This is a genomic window from Streptomyces sp. NPDC057950 (assembly GCF_042887295.1).
GTDB classification, from domain to species: domain Bacteria; phylum Actinomycetota; class Actinomycetes; order Streptomycetales; family Streptomycetaceae; genus Streptomyces; species Streptomyces kaempferi.
This window is the reverse complement of the sequence record NZ_JBHVPP010000004.1, coordinates 196,683-215,715: the sequence shown is the minus strand read 5'-3', so window position 1 is coordinate 215,715 and position 19,033 is coordinate 196,683. Positions and strand designations below refer to the sequence as shown.

General features: G+C 72.1%; 17 protein-coding genes and 1 tRNA gene. 9 read left to right on the top strand and 9 right to left on the bottom strand.

Annotation, left to right across the window (positions count from 1 at the left end; genetic code table 11):
* The first annotated feature begins 125 nt into the window (after nt 1-125).
* The 5 genes from ACFVTC_RS09860 to ACFVTC_RS09840 all read left to right on the top strand — a co-directional run bounded on the left by ACFVTC_RS09860 (nt 126) and on the right by ACFVTC_RS09840 (nt 6,332).
* Nucleotides 126-1,313, top strand: coding sequence for an SPFH domain-containing protein (locus ACFVTC_RS09860; RefSeq protein WP_390125885.1), 1,188 nt, complete (start codon nt 126-128; stop codon nt 1,311-1,313).
* Nucleotides 1,314-1,526: 213 nt separating this feature from the next.
* Nucleotides 1,527-2,150, top strand: a complete 624-nt coding sequence (locus ACFVTC_RS09855) for a lytic polysaccharide monooxygenase (protein ID WP_390125884.1) — start codon at nt 1,527-1,529, stop codon at nt 2,148-2,150.
* 127 nt (nt 2,151-2,277) lie between these two features.
* Nucleotides 2,278-2,778 (top strand): DUF3592 domain-containing protein, encoded by a 501-nt coding sequence (locus ACFVTC_RS09850; RefSeq protein ID WP_390125882.1) that lies wholly within the window; start codon nt 2,278-2,280, stop codon nt 2,776-2,778.
* 26 nt (nt 2,779-2,804) lie between these two features.
* Nucleotides 2,805-4,472 (top strand): long-chain-fatty-acid--CoA ligase, encoded by a 1,668-nt coding sequence (locus ACFVTC_RS09845; RefSeq protein ID WP_390125881.1) that lies wholly within the window; start codon nt 2,805-2,807, stop codon nt 4,470-4,472.
* Between the two features lie 567 nt (nt 4,473-5,039).
* Nucleotides 5,040-6,332: a M18 family aminopeptidase gene (locus ACFVTC_RS09840; protein WP_390125879.1), complete on the top strand. Its 1,293-nt coding sequence runs from the start codon at nt 5,040-5,042 to the stop codon at nt 6,330-6,332.
* Nucleotides 6,333-6,388: 56 nt separating this feature from the next.
* Here the strand turns inward: ACFVTC_RS09840 and ACFVTC_RS09835 are convergent.
* The 6 genes from ACFVTC_RS09835 to ehuB form a co-directional block, all read right to left on the bottom strand.
* Nucleotides 6,389-6,462: transfer RNA gene (locus tag ACFVTC_RS09835), tRNA-Lys, on the bottom strand.
* A gap of 124 nt (nt 6,463-6,586) precedes the next feature.
* Nucleotides 6,587-7,345, bottom strand: coding sequence for an IclR family transcriptional regulator (locus ACFVTC_RS09830; RefSeq protein WP_390125877.1), 759 nt, complete (start codon nt 7,343-7,345; stop codon nt 6,587-6,589).
* Nucleotides 7,346-7,561: 216 nt separating this feature from the next.
* Complete coding sequence (ehuA, locus tag ACFVTC_RS09825; RefSeq protein ID WP_390126207.1) at nt 7,562-8,335, bottom strand: ectoine/hydroxyectoine ABC transporter ATP-binding protein EhuA; 774 nt, start codon at nt 8,333-8,335, stop codon at nt 7,562-7,564.
* Between the two features lies 1 nt (nt 8,336).
* A complete protein-coding gene (gene ehuD, locus ACFVTC_RS09820; RefSeq protein ID WP_390125875.1) occupies nt 8,337-8,987 on the bottom strand; it encodes an ectoine/hydroxyectoine ABC transporter permease subunit EhuD in 651 nt (216 codons plus the stop codon).
* Nucleotides 8,988-9,021: 34 nt separating this feature from the next.
* A complete protein-coding gene (ehuC, locus tag ACFVTC_RS09815) occupies nt 9,022-9,750 on the bottom strand; it encodes an ectoine/hydroxyectoine ABC transporter permease subunit EhuC (protein WP_390125873.1) in 729 nt (242 codons plus the stop codon).
* On the bottom strand, nt 9,747-10,679 hold the full coding sequence (ehuB, locus tag ACFVTC_RS09810) for an ectoine/hydroxyectoine ABC transporter substrate-binding protein EhuB (RefSeq protein ID WP_390125871.1): 933 nt from the start codon (nt 10,677-10,679) through the stop codon (nt 9,747-9,749). The genes ehuC and ehuB overlap by 4 nt, the downstream gene beginning before the upstream one ends.
* 109 nt (nt 10,680-10,788) lie before the next feature.
* Between ehuB and ACFVTC_RS09805 the strand changes: the two genes are divergently transcribed.
* Nucleotides 10,789-11,283 carry a DUF3830 family protein gene (locus ACFVTC_RS09805; protein WP_390126206.1) on the top strand — a complete coding sequence of 165 codons (495 nt, stop codon included), beginning with the start codon at nt 10,789-10,791 and terminating at the stop codon, nt 11,281-11,283.
* On the opposite strand, the gene ACFVTC_RS09800 is transcribed toward ACFVTC_RS09805, so the two are convergent.
* Entirely contained in the window at nt 11,264-12,685 is a 1,422-nt protein-coding gene (locus tag ACFVTC_RS09800; protein ID WP_390125869.1) for an amidase, read from the bottom strand. The two genes, ACFVTC_RS09805 and ACFVTC_RS09800, sit on opposite strands and share 20 nt — an antisense overlap.
* A gap of 29 nt (nt 12,686-12,714) precedes the next feature.
* Nucleotides 12,715-13,704: a D-2-hydroxyacid dehydrogenase gene (locus ACFVTC_RS09795; RefSeq protein ID WP_390125867.1), complete on the bottom strand. Its 990-nt coding sequence runs from the start codon at nt 13,702-13,704 to the stop codon at nt 12,715-12,717.
* 298 nt (nt 13,705-14,002) lie between these two features.
* Between ACFVTC_RS09795 and ACFVTC_RS09790 the strand changes: the two genes are divergently transcribed.
* The 3 genes from ACFVTC_RS09790 (at nt 14,003) to ACFVTC_RS09780 (ending at nt 17,042) form a co-directional block, all read left to right on the top strand.
* On the top strand, nt 14,003-14,830 hold the full coding sequence (locus tag ACFVTC_RS09790; RefSeq protein WP_390125865.1) for an aspartate/glutamate racemase family protein: 828 nt from the start codon (nt 14,003-14,005) through the stop codon (nt 14,828-14,830).
* Nucleotides 14,827-15,558, top strand: a complete 732-nt coding sequence (locus ACFVTC_RS09785) for a decarboxylase (RefSeq protein ID WP_390125863.1) — start codon at nt 14,827-14,829, stop codon at nt 15,556-15,558. The genes ACFVTC_RS09790 and ACFVTC_RS09785 overlap by 4 nt, the downstream gene beginning before the upstream one ends.
* 341 nt (nt 15,559-15,899) lie before the next feature.
* On the top strand, nt 15,900-17,042 hold the full coding sequence (locus tag ACFVTC_RS09780; RefSeq protein WP_390125861.1) for an LLM class flavin-dependent oxidoreductase: 1,143 nt from the start codon (nt 15,900-15,902) through the stop codon (nt 17,040-17,042).
* Here ACFVTC_RS09780 and ACFVTC_RS09775 read toward each other — a convergent pair.
* Entirely contained in the window at nt 17,033-19,018 is a 1,986-nt protein-coding gene (locus ACFVTC_RS09775) for a putative bifunctional diguanylate cyclase/phosphodiesterase (RefSeq protein WP_390125859.1), read from the bottom strand. The two genes, ACFVTC_RS09780 and ACFVTC_RS09775, sit on opposite strands and share 10 nt — an antisense overlap.
* Nucleotides 19,019-19,033 lie beyond the last annotated feature (15 nt).

Genomic DNA, 19,033 nt, shown 5'->3' with positions numbered 1-19,033 from the left:
CGCACGGAACCCGGGCGCGGCGCAGGTCCCCGAGTCGTCACGGGGGTCCCTGACGGGGCCGCACGGCCCACGGTCCCGACGCGGTCCGTGATCGTACTTCCACGCGCGGAGGCATGGAGGCAGGTATGACTTCGACCACTTCACCCGCTCCGGAGCCCGAGGGGGCTCCGGAGAGCGGTGCCATCCGGTCCGCCCGGCTCATCCACAACGAGGCGACCACCGAGATCCCCGTCCACCTGCTCTTCCGGGACGAGCCCGAGCCGGTGCCGGTCCCGCTCGCGTCCGATGACGTGGAGCGCCGGCCGGACACCACCGTCCCCCTGCGGGCGCAGGTGCGAAAGGGGGAGCGCGAGCAGCCACGGGTGCGCCGGCCCGCGTCGGGCCGGGCCGCGCGCCCGGTGCCGGAGGTCGATCCCGATCTGGTGGAGCGGCCCGCGCGGGTGCTGCCCGCGGTGGCGGGTGTGCTGGCCGGGGCCTGCGGGGTGGCCGGGTGTGTCCTCACCGCTTGGTGGGCGGGGTCGCTGCCGTCGGCCGCGGGGCACGCGTTCGGGCTGCCCGGACACGCGGGTGCCGGGCTCGGGCCCGCGCAGTTGGGTGCCTACGCCGGAGCGGGCGCGCTCGGCCTGTTCGGCTTCGGCGGTCTGGCCCGCGGCCGGACCGGCCGGGCCTGGGTGCTCGGTCTCTTCGGGGGCTACCGGGGCACGGTCCGGCGCACCGGCCTGATGTGGATCAACCCGCTGGTGATCCGGCGCCGGGCCGACGTACGGCTGCGGCACTGGCGCAGCGAGCCGATGCCGGTGGCCGACGGGAACGGCGTGGCGCTGCGGGTGGTGGTGCTCGTCGTGTGGCGGATCAAGGACACGGCGCGGGCCGTGCTCGGGGTCGAGGACCATGAGACGTATCTGCGCGAGTGTGTGGAGGCGGCGCTGTCGCGGGTGCTCACGCGGCTGCCGGCGGACCTGCCGCCGTCGGTGGTCAAGGACCTGACCCTGCGCAACACCGACGCCGTCGGCGAGGCGCTGACCGGGCTGGTGGCCGAGGAGGCGGCGCCGGTCGGTCTGGAGGTGTTCTCGGCGCAGCCGACCCGGATCGAGTACGCGCCCGAGATCGCCGCCGTGATGCAGCGTCACCGGATCGCCGCTCTGGACGCCCGGCACCGCGACTCCGTGCTCGATTCCGTCGTCGACTCCGTCGAGGACACGGTGACCCGGCTGACCCTGCGCGGGCTGGTCGAACTCGACGACTACGAACGCAAGGCGCTGGTCAAGGACCTGACGGTGGCGTTCTGCACCGGGCGCAAGGAGGGCTCCTAGCGGGGCCCGCCGTTCGGATCACGCGGCGGGACGCGGGGCGGCCGACCAGGTACCGCGCTCCGGCGCGACCCGGCCCGGACGACAGGACCCGGCGTCGTGTGTGATTGGTCTGGACATGTTCAAGAAGGCGCAATAATCTGGGACTTGGTCTAGACCTGAAAAACGCGCGCACGGCTCACGAGAACCTCCCCCACGTCCTCCAGGAGCGGCAGCATGCGCATACGGACGACCAGGAACAACGCCAAGTGGTACGCGGCCGTCGTCGGCCTCGCCACCGCGGGCACCTTCGTGCTCTCCACCGGCAGTGCCGGCGCCCACGGCTACACCGACCAGCCCCTCAGCCGGCAGAAGATGTGCGCCAGTGGCGGCACCGTCGCCAACTGCGGTGACATCCAGTGGGAGCCCCAGAGCGTCGAGGGTCCCAAGGGCTTCCCGGCGGCGGGCCCCGCGGACGGCCGGATCTGTTCCGCGAACCACACCAATTTCGGCCAGCTCGACCAGCCCAAGACGCCCTCGGGCGGCGCCTGGCCCACGACCAGGGTCACCGGCGGCCAGAGCTACAGCTTCCGCTGGCAGTTCACGGCCGTGCACGCCACGACCGACTTCAAGTACTTCGTCACCAAGCCCGGCTGGAACCAGAACCACGCGCTGACCCGGGCCGACCTGAACACCACACCGTTCCTGACGGTCCCCTACAACGGCCAGCGCCCGCCGTCCACCCTCTCCCACTCCGGCACCCTGCCCACCGGTCTGAGCGGACACCACGTCATCCTCGGCGTGTGGACGATCGCCGACACCGCGAACGCGTTCTACTCGTGCGCGGACGTCACGTTCTGAAGGTGCCGGGTCCGGATGTTCTGAGCCTCCCTTGAGGCGCCGGTCCACCCCCCACGGGTAGGTTCCACGCACATCGCCATGACCATGACGGTGTGCGTGGAGCCGAACCGACAGACGGGGGAATGTCATGGACGTCGTTTTCTACGCCGTACCCGCGCTGATCATGGCCGGAGCGGTCCTCATGGCGGTCACCGTGATCCGCCGCTCGCTGGACGTGCGACGTGCCTGGAACAGCGGACTGACCGCGGAGGCGCGCTGTCTGCGCTCGTACACCACGATCAGTGGCGGTGGTGGTGACACCTCCGTGTCCACGACGCTGCACCACGTGTACGAGTTCATGGCGCGCGACGGCCGCACGATCCGCTTCGAGGAGCCGAACGGCCCGGCGACGGTCGTCGGGGGCGACATCGTCACCGTCCACTACGCCGCCGACCGCCCGGAGAAGGCGACGGCCCACGCGCCGCGCCGGGGAGTGCTGGTGGCGGGCACGGTCTTCGTCCTGGCCTTCTGCTCGGTGGTCATCCTCTTCTGCGTCGGCTTCATGGTGGGCTTCCACGAGTTCTCCTCGGCGTGGGACTCGGCCTGGACGGGAGGCGGCGAGTCCGAGGGCGCGGGACTCCCTTTCTGACGACACGTCAGTTATCGTGCGCCTCCATGGGGTTCATGAGGCGAACCGTCGCGGAGCTCGTACTGGAGCGGTGGGGCGACCACCGGCCGGGGCTGTGGTTCGAGGGGCGGGTCCTGAGCCATCACCGGGTGACGGCGGCCGCGGCGGCACGGGCCGCGCTCCTCGCCGACCTGCTGCCCGCGGGCGCCGAGCCGCACCTCGGTGTCCTGCTCGACAACACCCCCGAGTACCCGATGTGGTTGAGCGCCGCCGCCCTCGGGGGCGCCGCCGTCGCCGGGATCAATCCGACCCGCCGTGGCCCCGAACTGGCCCGCGACATCCTGCACACCGAGTGCCGTGTCCTGATCACCGAGCCGACCCATCTGCCCCTCCTCGACGGCCTCGAACTCCCCGGCGTCCGCGTCCTGGTGACCGGCACCGAGGCGTACGAGAACCTCCTCGCGCCGTACGACGGGGTGCGGCCCGAGGTGTCGTCGGTGTCGCCGGACGACCGCCTCCTCCTCTATTTCACCTCCGGCTCGACCGGTGCCCCGAAGGCCGCGATCTGCACCCAGGGCCGGCTGGCCGCCGCCGGACGCTCACTGGTCGACCACTTCGGGGTGCGCCCGCAGGACACGCACTACGTCTGCATGCCGATGTTCCACGGCAACGCGGTGATCGCCGACTGGGCGCCCGCGCTGGCGGCGGGCGCGCGGGTCGCGCTCCGGCGCCGCTTCTCCGCGTCGGGCTTCCTGCCGGACGTACGGGCCTGCGGAGCCACGTACTTCACCTACGTGGGCCGTGCCGTCCAGTACCTGCTGGCCACGCCCGCCCGTCCCGACGACCGGGACAACCCCTTGCGGACGGGATTCGGGACGGAGGCCGGAGCGGTCGACGCGGCCGCCTTCGAGCAGCGCTTCGGAGTCCGGCTGGTGGAGGGATACGGATCCTCGGAGGGCGGGGCCGCCATCCAGCGCACGCCCGGCACTCCGGCGGGCGCGATCGGGCGGGCGGCATCCGGCGACGACCTGGCCGTGATCGACCCGGAGACCCGCGCCGAATGCCCCGCGGCCGTCTTCGGCCCGGACGGCCGGCTGCTCAACGGGAGTGCGGCGATAGGGGAACTGGTGAACCGCGGAGCCAGCCCCTTCGAGGGGTACTGGCGCAACCCGGCCGCCGACCTGGCCCGGCGCCGCGACGGCTGGTACTGGACGGGCGATCTCTTCTACCGGGACTCCGACGGCTTCCTCTACTTCGCCGGCCGCACGGACGACCGGCTGCGCGTCGACAGCGAGAACCTCGCCGCCGCGATGATCGAGAACATCCTCGCCCGGTACCGGGGCGCGGCGGCCGTCGCGGTGTACGCGGTGCCGGACCCGGTGGCGGGGGACCAGGTGATGGCGACGATGGCGCCGCGCGACGGTGTCCCCTTCGACCCGGACGCCTTCGCCGCCTTCCTGGCCCGGCAGCCCGACCTGGGGACCAAGATGGCACCCCGCTTCGTGCGGATCGTGGAGCGGATGCCGGTCACCGCCACCAACAAGATCCACCGGGCGGCGCTGCGGCGCGCGGGCTTTCGCTGCGCCGACCCGGTGTGGTGGCGGCCGTCAGGCGCGCCGGCCTACCGACGGCTCGGGCAGGCGGACGTGCGGGGCCTGCTGGCCGAGTACCGGGCGCGGGGACGCGAGGACCTGCTGCCGGCGGCGCAGGGCTGACGCCACCTCGGATTCCCCCTCGTTCCGACGGTGTGTACCGGTCTGTCCGCACGGCCCGCGGAAGCCGTGCGGAGGTCTCGGCGCGCGGAGGAATCCCGGCCGCCCGACAGGGGGAGGATGCACCCGGACACCCGTGTCGCGCGTGCCGAGGACGGTGCCGCGTCGAGGAAAGAGGGAACATGCGTCACCTGATCCGGATCCGGGTCACGGAGGCCGTCGTCGCCGTACCCGTGACGGCCGACGGCCGGGACGCCATGGGCGGACCTCGGTCATATTCTTGTCATGCCCCTGTTGATCAGGGTGCCGGGCTTCGGCGACTGACGCCGGGACCCGCGGCACACCCCGCCCGTGTCCCGCGGTGACCCCTCCGTCGGTCCCTCCCCGGGCGACGGTCCGGTCCGGACCACCGCGCCCCCTCCCCAGGTGTCCGCGGACCGCGGTACCCCGCCACGGCCCGTGAGTTCCCCGGCGACCCGTCCTCCGTCCCCCGAACCGTGCACTCGGCCGGACGGGCCGCCGACCCGCTCCTCGACCCTCGTCAGTCCTTCCCGAAAGGCGTGAGCGCCCATGTCCCCCACGCATGACCGCAGTCACAGCGACGATCTGCTGTCCTTCGTCCGCGCCAGCCCCTCGCCGTACCACGTGGTCGCGAACGCGGCCCAGCGCCTGGAGAAGGCGGGTTTCCTGGAGCTGCGCGAGACGGACGACTGGGTGGCCGGCGCCGAGGGCGGCCGGTACGTGGTCCGCGCGGGAGCGCTGCTCGCCTGGTACGTCCCCGAAGGCGCTCCCGCCCGTACGCCGTTCCGGATCGTCGGCGCCCACACCGACTCCCCGAACCTGCGGATCAAACCCGAACCGGACACCGGCACGGCGGGGTGGCGTCAGATCGCCGTGGAGGTCTACGGCGGTGTGCCCTTCAACACCTGGCTGGACCGGGACCTCGGCATCTCGGGACGGCTGATGATGCGGGACGGCTCCAGCCGCCTCGTCCGCGTCGACCGGCCGCTGCTGCGTGTGCCGCAGCTCGCCATCCACCTCGACGGCGGTGTCAACGAAGGGGTCGCGCTGGACCCGCAGCGGCACCTCACCCCCCTGTGGGGGCTCGGCGGCACCCGGCCCGGCGCCCTGCTCGGCCGGGTCGCGGACGAGGCGGACGCCCGTGTCGCCGACATCCTGGGCTGGGACCTGATGCTGCACGACGTCCAGCCGCCCGGTTACCTGGGCGCGGACGAGGAGTTCCTCGTCTCCTCCCGCCTCGACAACCAGATCTCCGTGCACGCGGGCGTCACCGCGCTGGTCGCCGCCGCGACCGCCGCACGGCCGCCCGCGTACGTCCCCGTACTCGCCGCCTTCGACCACGAGGAGGTCGGCAGCGGCTCCTGGTCGGGGGCTCAGGGGCCGCTGCTGGAGCGGGTGCTGAGCCGGTCCGTCGGCGCGCGGGGCGGCAGCGCCGAGGACTTCCACCGGGCCCTCGCCGGCGGTTTCTGCGTCTCCGCCGACATGTCGCACGCCGTGCACCCCAACTACGCCGAGCGCCACGACCCGGACCACCATCCGCTGCCCAACGGCGGCCCCGTCGTCAAGGTCAACGTCAACCAGCGGTACGCCACCGACGGCACCGGGGTCGCCGTCTTCGCCGCGGCCTGCGAGCGGGCCTCGGTGCCCTGGCAGCCGTTCGTCTCCCACAACGCCATACCGTGCGGGACCTCGATCGGGCCGATCACCTCGGCGCGGCTGGGGGTCCCCACCGTCGACGTGGGCGTACCGGGGCTGTCGATGCACTCCGCCCGGGAACTGTGCGGGGCGAGGGACCCCGGTCTGCTGGCGCGGGTGCTGACCGAGTTCGTCACGGCGGGCTGAGCCGGATCCCGGACACGCGTGAAGGCCCCCCACTGCTGTGGAGGGCCTTCAATCTGTGCGCCGCCAGGGACTCGAACCCCGGACCCGCTGATTAAGAGTCAGCTGCTCTAACCAACTGAGCTAGCGGCGCATGACTCCCGCCTTCCGCTTCCGCGGTCGGCGACGAAAGAAATACTACCTGGTCCGACGGGGTGCTCCGGACCACCCGGGTCGGGTCGGCTCCTGGCGGCCGGCCGGCCGCCGAAGGGCAGGCTCTAGAGGGCGAGCGACACGAGCACCGGGGTCGCCTCGCGGTTCAGGGTGTCCGCGGCCCGGCGCAGCCGGTGGGCGTGTTCGACCGGAAGGGACAGGGCGAGACAGCCGACCGAGGAGCCCGCGGTGATGGGGACGGCCGCGCAGACCGTGCCGATCGCGTACTCCTGGAGGTCGAGCACCGGCACCGTCGGGGGCTGGGCGTCGAGCCGGGACAGCAGCAGCCGCTCGTCGGTGATGGTGCGCGAGGTGAGGCGGGCCATCCGGTGACGGGAGAGGTGGTCGCGGCGGGCGTTGAGGTCGAGTTGGCCGAGCAGGCTCTTGCCCACGGCGCTGGCGTGGGCGGAGGAACGGAAGTCGACCCATTCGTTGACCGCGGGGGTCGCCGGGCCCTCGGCGCACTGGGTGACCTCCACCTCGCCGTCGATGTAGCGGCTGATGTAGATCGCGGCGCCCACAGAGTCGCGCAGCCGGTCGATGGTCTGCTGGAGCTTCTCGCGCAGCGCCAGGTCACGGCCGTGAGCGGAGTCCAGCCGGCCGAGGGCGGCACCGGCGACGAACACGCCGTCGGTGACCTGCTCGACGTATCCCTCCCGGCGCAGCATCCGCACCAGTGCGGGCAGTCGGTCCGGCCCGAGGCGCGTCCGGCGGGCGAGTTCGGCGTCGGTGATGCCGCCGGAGTGCCGGGCCACCGCCTCCAGGACGCGCAGGGCGTCCTGGGCCGAGTGGTACGGCGCGGTCGGCTCGTTCATCAGCGCCACGGTTTCCCCCTGCGCTTCCTGGGTCCTCGGTCCGGACAGCTGAGCTTCTCCACGATAACTGTCAAACGGTGCACGAGGAGGGGCTGTTGGCCAGAATGTTCGTCCCCCGCGGTGCTCTCAGCAGCGGCGTGACACCCTGGCATATGCCAGGGTCATGGCCCGTCGGGCATGCGCCGAGGGTCGGACCTCGGACCTTCCCGCGTTCACTCCTTGTAGTCACAGGACCGCGCTGAGGAAATCCCGGGTACGTTCGTGCTCCGGATCGCCGAACATCCGCTCCGGCGGACCGGCCTCGATGACACGGCCGGAATCGAACATCAGTATCTGGTCCGAGATGTCACGGGCGAAATTCATCTCGTGGGTCACACAGAGCATGGTGATGTCGGTGGTGCGGGCGATGTCACGGAGGACGTCGAGGACCCCTGCGACCAGCTCGGGGTCGAGCGCGGACGTCACCTCGTCCAGCAGCAGCACCTGCGGCCGCATCGCCAGCGCCCGCGCGATCGCGACCCGCTGCTGCTGCCCGCCGGACAACTGGCTCGGGTAGGCGTCGCACTTGTCCGCGAGGCCCACCAGGTCGAGCAGCTCGCGGGCCCGCTCCTCGGCCTCGTCCCTGGGCAGGCCGAGCACGGTGACCGGCGCCTCGGTGATGTTGCGGAGCACCTTCATGTTCGGGAACAGGTTGAACTGCTGGAAGACCATCCCGATCTTCTTGCGGACCTCACGGATCTGCTTCTCCTCCGCCGGGAAGAGTCGTTCCCCGGCCACCGTGATCGTCCCCTCGTCGGGCTTGGCCAGGGTCATCAGCAGCCGCAGGATCGTCGTCTTGCCGGAGCCCGAGGGCCCGATCAGCGTGACGTGCTTGCCCTGGTCGACACGGAAGTCCAGCCCGTCCAGGACGGTGTTGTCCCCGAAGCGCTTGGTGACCTTGTCGAACCGGATCAGCTCCTGGGTCCGCTGGTGACGGGTGTCGGGGGTCTGATTGTCGATGTCAACGGACAAGACGTCGCTCCAGGGCTCGCAGAAGAAGGGAGGCCGGACAGGAAATGAGGATGAAGGCCACACCGATGACCGTGAGGGGCTCGGTGAACTGGAAGTGCTCCTGCGAGTACAGCCGCGCCTCGCCGAGCATCTCCAGGACCGTGATCGCCATCAGCATCGGGGTGTCCTTGAGCATCGAGATGACGTAGTTGCCCAGCGCGGGCACCACGCGGCGGATCGCCTGCGGCAGGATCACCGCCGTCCAGGTGCGCCGCAGGGGCAGGTTGAGCGCCGTGGCCGCTTCCCACTGACCGGCCGGCACGCCCTCGATTCCGGCCCGGTAGACCTGCATCGTGTACGTCGAGTAGTGCAGCCCGATCGCGACGACCCCGGTGGTCAGCGCGGAGAACGTGATGTTCCACTCGGGCAGCACGTAGAAGAGGAAGAACAGCTGCACCAGCAGCGGGGTGTTGCGCACGAACTCCGTGACGGCCCCCACCGGCCAGCGCACCCAGCGGGTCGGCGCCCGCATCAGCAGCGCCCACACCAGCCCGAGGGCGAAGGAGATCGACGAGCCGAGGGCCAGCGCCTTCAGGGTGACCAGGAGGCCGTCCCGGAAAAGCGGCATGAAGTCACCGACCGCGCTCCAGTCCCACGTCATGCGACACCTCCCACGTCGGCCGTCCTGTACCGGGTCATGAGGCACCTCCGCTCGCCGCGCCGACTCCGCTCGCACCGGCGCGGCGCGTCTCCCGCGCGGCGGCGGGGCGCTCGGGCGCCCTGCCGAGCCCGGCCTTCAGCCGCCGCTCCAGGACGCGCATCAGCCGGGTGATCACGAAAGCGATCACGAAGTAGATCAGCAGGATGTACGCGTAGATCTCCGCGCTCTCCTGGAGCGCGAGCCGCACCAGGTTGCCGCTGAAGGCCAGATCGCCCATGCCCATGATCGAGACCAGGGCCGTGCCCTTGAGCAGCTCGACCAGCAGGTTGCAGAAGGAGGGGATCATCTCGGGCACCGCCTGCGGCAGCAGGATCAGCCGCATCCGCTGCCAGGGCGTGAAGCTGAGCGCGATGCCGCCCTCGCGCTGGGCGGGGTCGACGGCGTTCAGGGCGCCGCGCACGATCTCGCCGCCGTACGCCCCGTAGGTGAGCCCCAGCGCCAGCGTGCCCGCCCACAGCGGGACGAGCTGCCAGCCGAAGGCCGGCGGCAGCACGAAGTACACCCAGAAGATCATGATCAGCGCGGAGGTCCCGCGGAACACCTCGGTGTAGAGGCCCGCGAGGAAGCGGACGATCCACCGCCGGGAGGTGCGTGCGACGCCCACCACGAAGGAGACGGCTCCGGCCACCAGCGAGCCGAGGAACAGCAGCTGGAGGGTGACCCAGATCCCCTTGAGTACGAGTTCCCAGAGTCCCGGCGTCATCCGCGACAGAGCTCCTTCGCGGTCATGCCGGTCATCTCGGCCCTGGTGAAGCCGAACGGCCGCAGGATGCGGAACAGCTCGCCGCTCTTCTTCATCTTCCGCAGCTCCCCGTTGAAGGCGTCCCGCAGGCGCGTCTCGGCCGAACGGAACGCGAAGCCCCCGCCGTCGACGTGCGGCTTGCCCTTGACCAGGGGTGCGAACGGTTTGGTGCTCTCGGCCTTGCGGGACTTCCCGACCACCTCGCGGACGGTCAGCGCGGTCCCGGCGAAGACGTCGACGCGCCCCGCCTCGACGGCGTTCAGCCCGGCGACCTGGTCGGGCACGATCAGGATGTCGCTCTCCTTGTACCCGGCCTCGACGGCGTACTGGATCTCCGCGTACCCGGTGCCGGTCGCGAACCTGGCCTTCTTCGCCACGACGTCCTTGTAGTCGTGCAGGTCCTTCGGATTGCCCTCGCGCACGATGAAGGCGTCGAGCATCTGGTAGTCGGGGTCGGCGAAGATGACCTGCTCGCACCGCTCGGCGTTGATGTACATCCCGGCGGACACGACGTCGAACTGCTGCGAGTTGAGCCCGGGGATGAGCGAGCCGAACTCCGTCGGGACCGGCTGGACGCGGTCGACCCCCAGGCGCTCGAAGACCGCCTTCGCGAGTTCGGGCGCCTCTCCGGTCAGGTCGCCGTTCCGGTCGATGTAGCCGAACGGGATCTCGCCCGCGATACCCAGCCGCACGACACCCTGCGCCCTCAGCCGGCCGAGGAGATCGCCGCCGTCCGTACCGGCGGCCGTGGCCACCCGGCTGCAGCCCGCGGCGCCCAGCGCGCCGGCCGCCCCGAGCGCCGAGACACCCGTGAGCAGCGCCCGCCGGCTCGGACCTCGTGTCCGCGCACCGGGCCCGTCTCTTCCGTCATTGCGTAGTGGTGGAGCCATGGCGGCGCGGCTACCCGGGACCACACGATCCATTCCGGCCACCGCGCGCGCCGTCCGTCGACGAGGCGCCCTTGACCCCGGCGGGACCATGGAACGCATGACCGAGCGCATGACCGACCGGTACATCGAAGTCTCCCTGGTCGAGCGGGGAGTCCACTGCACGGCCAGACTGCTCGACGACCGGGCACCCCTCACCTGCGCGGCGGTGTGGGACGCCCTCCCCCTGGCGGGTGACGTCTATCACGCCAAATACGCGCGCAACGAGATCTACGCCCTGTTCCCGCCCTTCGCGGCCGGCGAACCCCCGCTGGAGAACCCCACGGTGACCCCCGTCCCCGGCGACCTCTGCTACTTCGCCTTCGCGGGCACCGAGCTGGGCACCAAGGCGTACGGCTACGACGCGAACGTGCGCCCCGGCACCACGGTCGTCGACCTCGCCGTCTTCTACGAACGCAACAACCTGCTGCTCAACGGTGACGTGGGCTGGGTGCCGGGCATCGTCTGGGGCCAGATCGTCGAGGGCCTCGACACCATGGCCGAGGCATGCAACGACCTGTGGCGCTCCGGCGCGCTGGGGGAGAGCCTCAGCTTCCGGCGGACGTAGCGAAGCCGGGCGGCGGGGCGACCCCGGCCGCCCCCGCCTCGTACAGCGCGTGCGCCGTCCGCAGGACCAGGTCGTCACGGTGACGGGCGGCGACGATCTGCAGGCCGACGGGCAGCCCCGCGGCGTCGGTACCCACCGGGACCGACGCCGCGGGCTGCTGCGTCATGTTGAAGGGGTACGTGAACGGGGTCCATCCCGTCCAGCGCCGGTGCCCGGAGCCCCCGGGGACCTCGGTGCCCGCCTCGAACGCGGTGATCGGCAGCGTCGGCGTCACCAGTACGTCGTACGACTCGTGGAAACGGCCCGTGCGGCGGCCCAGGTCCATCCGGACGTCCACGGCGGCCAGATGGTCCAGGCCGCTGAGCCGTGCGCCCTGCCGGCATATCTCCCGGAGCCCGGGGTCCAGCAACTCCCGCTGCCGCGGCCCGAGTCGCTGCACCACCCGGGCTGCTCCGCCGAACCACAGGGTGTGGAAGGCGTCCACCGGGTCCCTGACGTCGGGGTCGGCCTCCACGACGTACGCGCCCAGGGCCGCCAGCCGCTCCACCGCGCGCCGCACGGCCGCCGCGACGTCCGGGCGGACCGCGACCTGCCCGCCGAGGGACGGAGAGTAGGCGACCCGCAGCCCGCGCACCCCGCCCTCCAGCGCGTCCGCGAAGGAACCGCCGACCGGCCCGAGCGCCGACCAGTCACGGGCGTCGGGCCCGCTGATCACGTCCATCATCAGCGCCGCGTCGGCCACGTCGCGGGTCATCGGCCCCACGTGCGAGAGCGTCCCGAAGGGGCTCGCCGGATACAGCGGCACCCTCCCGTACGTCGGCTTCAGCGCGAAGATCCCGCAGAACGAGGCCGGGATGCGCACACTGCCGCCGCCGTCCGTGCCCAGCGCCAGGGGTCCCGCGCCCAGGGCGACGGCCGCCGCGCTGCCGCCGCTGGAGCCGCCCGCCGTGCGCGAGACGTCGTACGGATTGCGCGTGACCCCCGACAGCGGTGAGTCGGTGACGCCCTTCCAGCCGAACTCGGGTGTGGTCGTCTTGCCGAGGAAGACGGCGCCGTGCTCGCGCAGCCGGGCGACGGACGGCGCGTCCTCGTCCCAACCACCCTCCGGGGAAACGGTCCTGGAGCCCCGCAGGGTCGGCCCGCCGCGCAGCAGCAGGATGTCCTTGACCCAGACCGGGACGCCGTCCAGCAGCCCCGCGGGCTCGCCTCGCCGCCAGCGGGCCGCGGACTCCGCCGCCCCCGCCAGCGCCGCGTCCGTGTCGAGGCGGACGAACGCGTTCACGGCCGGCTGGACCTCCTCGGCCCTGCGCAGTGCCGCCCGCACCGCGTCCACCGGGCCGAACTCGCCCTTGCGATAGCCGTCGACGAGTTGGACCGCGGTCAGCTCGGTGAGTTCGGTCATCGGCCTGCCCCTCCAGGAAGTTCGGCGGCTCAGTGTCCGGGCACGTACCCGCGCTTCTTGTCCACCACATTCGGCAGCGGCCGGCCCGCCTCCCAGCGCTCGTACATCTCCACGAACTGCGCGCCGAGTTCGTCCCGCCAGCCGACCGTGTCCCCGCTCATGTGCGGGGACACGATCAGCCCGGGAACGTCCCACAGCGGGCTGTCCGGACCGAGCGGCTCGTGCTGGAAGACATCGAGGGCAGCGCCCGCGATCCACCGCTTCGACAACGCCTCGGCGAGCGCGTCCTCGACGACCAGAGGCCCGCGCCCCACGTTGATGAAGCGGGACGACGGCTGCATCATCCCGAAGCGCCGGGCGTCGAACATGCCGTGCGTGGCCTCGGTGAGCGGCGCCGCCGAGATCACCCAGTCGGCGCGTGCCATCAGGCGGTCGAGCTCCCCGGGCCCGTGGATCCCGGTCCTCGGGGTGCGTCCCACCAGCGCCGTCGTCACCTCGAGTGCCTTGAGCGACTTGACGATCGCCCGCCCGATCGGCCCGGAACCGACCACGCAGGCGCGGGTGCCCGCCACCCGTTGCGACTCCCGGTGCCGCCACTCCCGCCGCCGCTGCAGGTCCCAGGTCCGCGGCAGATCCTTGGCCATCGCCAGCACCAGCGCGGTGACGTACTCGGCGATCGGCCGGTCGAAGATGCCCCGCGCGTTGGTCACCACCGTGTCGGACGAGGCGAGTTCGGGACACAGCAGATGGTCGACACCCGCGCTCGCCGTGTGGACCCAGCGCGGTCGCCGGCCCTCGCCCGGCCAGGCGCGCCGCACCGCCCGCGAGGTGAAGTCCCAGACCAGCAGCACGTCCGCGCGCGGCAGCCGCTCGGCGAGCGTCGACTCGTCGGCGTGCTCGATCCGTACCCGGCCGGTGAGCCTGCCGAGGCGGGGGAGCGGTTCGGCGTCCAGGACGAGCAGCGTGGTGCGGTCCCCGGACGCGGCGGCGGACAGCGGCGTGGACGCGGTCGCGGACACCGGGCGGGGCGTTCGGGGGAAACCGTTTCGCAATGCGAGTCCGCTTTCCTGAGAGGACGAACCTGCGGGAGGAACCTGCGGGGCGAGCGTACGGGGACGGGAGTGCGGGCCGTGCGTGAGGCGCGGCCGAGGGGGCGAAGCCGGGGGAGCGGGGCGGGGCCGGAGCCGTCTGAGATGCGCGGATTGACCACGCTCGCACCCGAACCTACCTTCGTCAACACGGTGGCGCGCACGGCCTGTTGTCCGTCGGTGCCTCCGTGTGGGTCCCACCTTCCGCCTTCGTGAGGCCGGTGCTGCCATGGACGTCTCCCTGGACATCTCGTTTCTGGGCGGTCCCCGACCGCAGCGCGGGGTGGGTGTCGTCGCGCCCTTCGACTTCGCCCTCGACCGGGAGCTGTGGCGCTGGGTCCCGGACGAGGTCTCCCTGCGCGTCACGCGCACCCCGTTCGTGCCGGTCGAGGTCGGCCTGGACCTGGCACGCCTGGTCTCCGAGCACGAGACGCTCGGCGACGCGGTCCGGGCGCTGAACGCCGTCGCGCCCGAGGTCGTGGCGTACGCGTGCGCCTCGGGCAGTTTCGTGGGCGGGGTCGCGGGGGAGCGGGCGATGTGCGAGGCCATGCGGCGGGCGGGCGAGGTGGCCTCCCTGACCACGTCCGGGGCGCTGCTGGAGGCCCTGGCCGAGCTGGGCGCGCGCCGGATCGCCCTGGTGACTCCGTACACGGTCTCGGTCACCCGGTCCCTGGAGGAGTACCTCGCCGAGGCGGGCACGGAGGTCACCGGGCGTGCCTTCATGGGCCTGACCAGGCATATTTGGAAGGTGCCCTACCGCGACGTGGTGGACATGGCCCACCGCGCCGTCCGCAACGGCCCGGCGGACGCGCTCTTCATCAGCTGCACCAATCTGCCGACGTACGACGTCATCGCCCAGCTGGAGACGGAACTGAATATTCCGGTCATATCGGCCAACCAGGTGACGATGTGGGCGGCGCTGCGTCATCTGGGTACCCGGGCAGTGGGCCCGCGCCAGCGGCTGGTCCGGGGACACCTTCCCCGCCCCTCAGGCTCTGGGGGACAGTCGGCGCACGGGGCTCCTGTACTGCCGGAAGAACAGGAAGGCTGGACATGACCGCACTCGGATTCCTCTACCCGGGCCACTCGGCCGAGGACGACTACCCGCGTATGGAGCAGCTCCTGGGCAGCGACATCCGGCTGCCGTTGATCCACACGGACATCGGTGAGGACGCGCACCGGGTGGACGCCCTGCTCGAGATGGGTTCCCTGACGCGGCTCTCGCCGGGCGTCGAGGAGCTGCGGCTGTCCGGGGCGGAGGCGGTGGTCTGGGCGTGCACCAGCGCCAGTTTCGTGTACGGCTGGGAGGGCGCCCACGAGCAGGTGCGTTCCCTGGCCCGTGCGGCGGGCCTGCCGGCCTCCTCGACGTCCTTCGGCTTCGCGCACGCCGTACGGGAGATCGGGGCGCGGCGGGTCGCTGTCGCCGCGACGTATCCGGACGACGTGGCGGAACTGTTCGCGGACTTCCTCCGGAAGGCCGGGGTGGAGGTGGTCTCGGTGCGGGCGTCCGGGGTCCTGACGGGGGCGGAGGTCGGGACGTGGGGTGAGGCGGAGGTGTTCGCGCTGGCGCGGGACGGGGATCACGCCGATGCCGACGCGGTGCTCCTGCCGGACACGGCTCTGCACACGGTGGCGCATCTGACGGCGCTGGAGAAGGAGCTGGGGAAGCCGGTGCTCACCGCGAACCAGGTCAGTGTCTGGGAGGCGCTGCGGCTGGCGGACCGCCGCGTCAACGCGCCGGCCCTCGGCGCGCTCTTCACCCGTGAGCCGCTGGTCCAGTCCTGACCCGGGGTGTCTCGTCCGTCCCCTGGGGGCTCCGCCCCCAGACCCCCGTCCGGCCTTGAGGGCCTTGTCCTCAAACGCCGGACGGGCTGGAGATGCGGGCCTGCGCTGACAGAGTGCTGAAAGGCTGAGGCCAGGGGCGGGCATTTCAGCCCGTCCGGCGTTTGAGGACGAGCCCTTCGGGCGATGCGGGGGTCCAGGGGGGCACAGCCCCTCGGCGGGGGTCTGAGGGCGGAGCCCCCAGGGTCGGGATGCCACGAACCCCAGTGGGCGGGAATAAGCGGGGACTGTCTCCTGTTTCGCGGGGAAGGACCGCACGACGTACGCAATCAGGAGGCCCACCGGTGGACGCGACGGACAACACGGACGAGATCCGAGGCACCGCCCAGGGCACCGCCCCCGTACCCCTCTCCGTGCTGGACCTGGTCACCGTGGGCGCCGGCCGCACCGCCACCGACGCCCTGCGCACCAGCGTCGCCATCTCCCGCCTCGCGGAATCCCGCGGTTTCCACCGCTACTGGGTGGCCGAGCACCACTCCATGCCGGGCGTGGCCTCGTCCTCACCGGCGGTGATCCTCGCCCACCTGGCCGCCCACACCACCCGCATCCGCCTCGGCTCCGGCGGCGTCATGCTCCCGAACCACGCCCCCCTGGTCATCGCGGAGCAGTTCGGAACCCTGGAGGCCATGGCCCCGGGCCGGGTGGACCTGGGCCTCGGCCGCGCCCCCGGCACGGACGGCGCCACCGCGGCGGCCCTGCGCCGCACCGACCGCCTGGGCGAAGGCGCCGACGACTTCCCCGAGCAGCTCGCGGAGCTGACCCGTTTCCTGGACGACGACTTCCCCGAAGGCCACCCCTACGGCCGTATCCACGCCGTGCCCGGCCCGGTCCAGGCCACCTCGCCCGGCGGTGTCCAGTCCCCGCACCGCCCCCCGGTCTGGCTCCTCGGCTCCTCCGGCTTCAGCGCCCGCCTGGCCGGTGTCCTCGGCCTCCCCTTCGCCTTCGCGCACCACTTCTCGGCGCAGAACACGATCCCGGCCCTGGACCTGTACCGCGAGTCCTTCCGGCCGAGCGAGGTACTGGACTCCCCGTACGCCCTGATCGGCGTCTCCGCGCTCGCCACGGACGACGAGAAGGAGGCCCGCCGCCAGGTGATGGCCGCCGCGCTGAACATGGTCCGTCTGCGCACCGGCCGCCCCGGCCTCGTCCCGACGCCGGAGGAGGCGGAGGCGTACACCTTCTCGCCGATGGAGCGGGAGTTCATCACGTCCTGGAACGCCAACGTCATCCACGGCACCGCCGACGAGGTCCGCGCGGGTCTCGACGACCTCCACAAGCGCACCGGCGCCGATGAGCTGATGATCACGGGCAACGCCCACAGCGGCGACGTACGCCTGCGCTCGTACGAACTGATCGCGGACGTCTACGGGCTGCCGAAGGCCCGTCCGGGCCAGGGGGCCCCGGCGGACCCGGGCGCTCAGGCCTGAGCGCAGGCCGCGGTCAGCAGCGCGGAGATACGGTCCGGCGCCACCGGGCGGGAGTACAGCCACCCCTGTCCGGTGTCGCAGCCGATGCCGCGCAGCCGGGACGCCTGGGAGGCGGTCTCCACGCACTCGGCGGTGACCGTCAGGCCCAGCCGGTGCGCGAGCTGGATGAGCGCCTCGACGATGACCTCGTCGGCGGGGCTCGGCCGGGCGGAGCCGCCGTCTCGGGCGTCGTACCGGAAGCCGCGGACGAAGGAACCGTCCAGCTTCAGGACGGAGACCGGCAGCCGGCTGAGGTAGGCGAGGTTCGAGTATCCGGTGCCGAAGTCGTCGATGGCGATCCGGACGCCCATGTCGCTGAGGGCCTGCAGGGACTGCAGCGGCCGGCCCGCCGATCCCATCACCGCCGACTCGGTCAGCTCCAGCTGGAGCAGATGCGGGGCGAGGCCGGTCTCTGCGAGGATCTCCCCGACGTCCGCGACCAGGTCGGAGTCCCACACCTGCCGTACGGCGACATTGACGCTGACGAAGATCGGGGGCGCGTCCGGATGGTCCAGCTGCCAGCGGCGAGCCTGTCGGCAGGCGGTGGCCAGCACCCAGCGGCCGAGCTGCACGATCGAACCGTCCTCCTCGGCCAGTCCGATGAACCGATTCGGCGTCAGCATGCCGAACTGCGGGTGGTTCCAGCGTACGAGCGCCTCGACACCGCGCACGTCGCCGTCCTCCATGCCCACCAACGGCTGGTACTCCAGGGCGAATTCATCCCGCTCGACGGCCGCCCGGAGGGTGGAGGCGAGTGCCTGGCGGGTCATGCGGTGGGCGTTGCGCTCCGGGTCGAAGAGCGTCCAGCGGCCCTTGCCGTCCGCCTTCGCCCAGTACAGCGTCGTGTCCGCGGCCTGCATCAGACCGGTCGCGGTGGTCCCGGCGGCGCGGCGCTCGACGACCCCGATCGACGCGGAGAGCGACAGCCGCCGGCCGGAGAGGTCGAACGGCGCCTGAAGTGACGTCAGGACCGACTCGGCGAGTTCCGCCACCTGGTCGGTGCCCGTGGAGCCCTCGACGAGCAGTGCGAACTCGTCGCCGCCCAGCCGGGCCACCAGCGGAGTGGTCGCCCGCCCGGAGCCGGCCGCGTCGGCGCACCGCGTCAGCCGCTCGGCGACGGTCGCGAGCAGCCGGTCGCCCACCCGGTGGCCGAGCGTGTCGTTGACCGCCTTGAACCCGTCCACGTCCAGATAGCAGAGCCCGATCCGGCCGGTGCCGCCGTCCTCGTACGCCCCCGCCTCCAGGGCGGACGTCAGACGTTCGAAGAACAGGGTGCGGTTGGGGAGCCGGGTCACCGGGTCATGCATCTGCAAGTGCCGCAGCCGCGCCTGGAGTTCACGGCGGGGGCTGAGGTCCGTGACGGACAGCAGCACGGCCTCCTCGCCCGGGGGCAGCGGAGCGACGGTCACCTGAACCCACAGCGCGTGCCCGTCGGGGTGTTTGAGCCGCCGGGTGCAGCGCAGCCGGGCCTGCCGGCCGCGCAGTACCTCCCGGTAGGCGTGCCAGGTGCGGGCGTCGGAGGCGAGGTCCACCAGATCGGCGGCGATCCGTCCGGTGAGCGCGCCGGATCCGAAGCCGAGCAGTGCGCTCAGCGACTCGTTGGCGGTGACGACCAGGCCCTCCCGGTCCACGACGGCCATCGGGAGCGGCGCCGCGGCGAAGGCGGCGCGAAACGTGCGCGGTGACGTCCCGGGGGGCCCGGCCGGGTCGGGGAGCTGTTCCGCGGGGTCGTACGCGCCGGACGAGGAGGCGGACGTGGAGACGGACGAGGAGGTGGATGGAGAGACGGACGAGGAGGTGGACGGAGAGACGGATGGTGCGGATGCGGCGGAGGGCGATCCGGTGGAGGTACGAGGAGATGTAGTGGTGTGACGTTCTGTGATGGCCGGCCGGTCGAGGCCTGCCGCGGGCGCCGGCCCTTCGGACGTTCCGCTCACCGCTCGCTCCCGCAG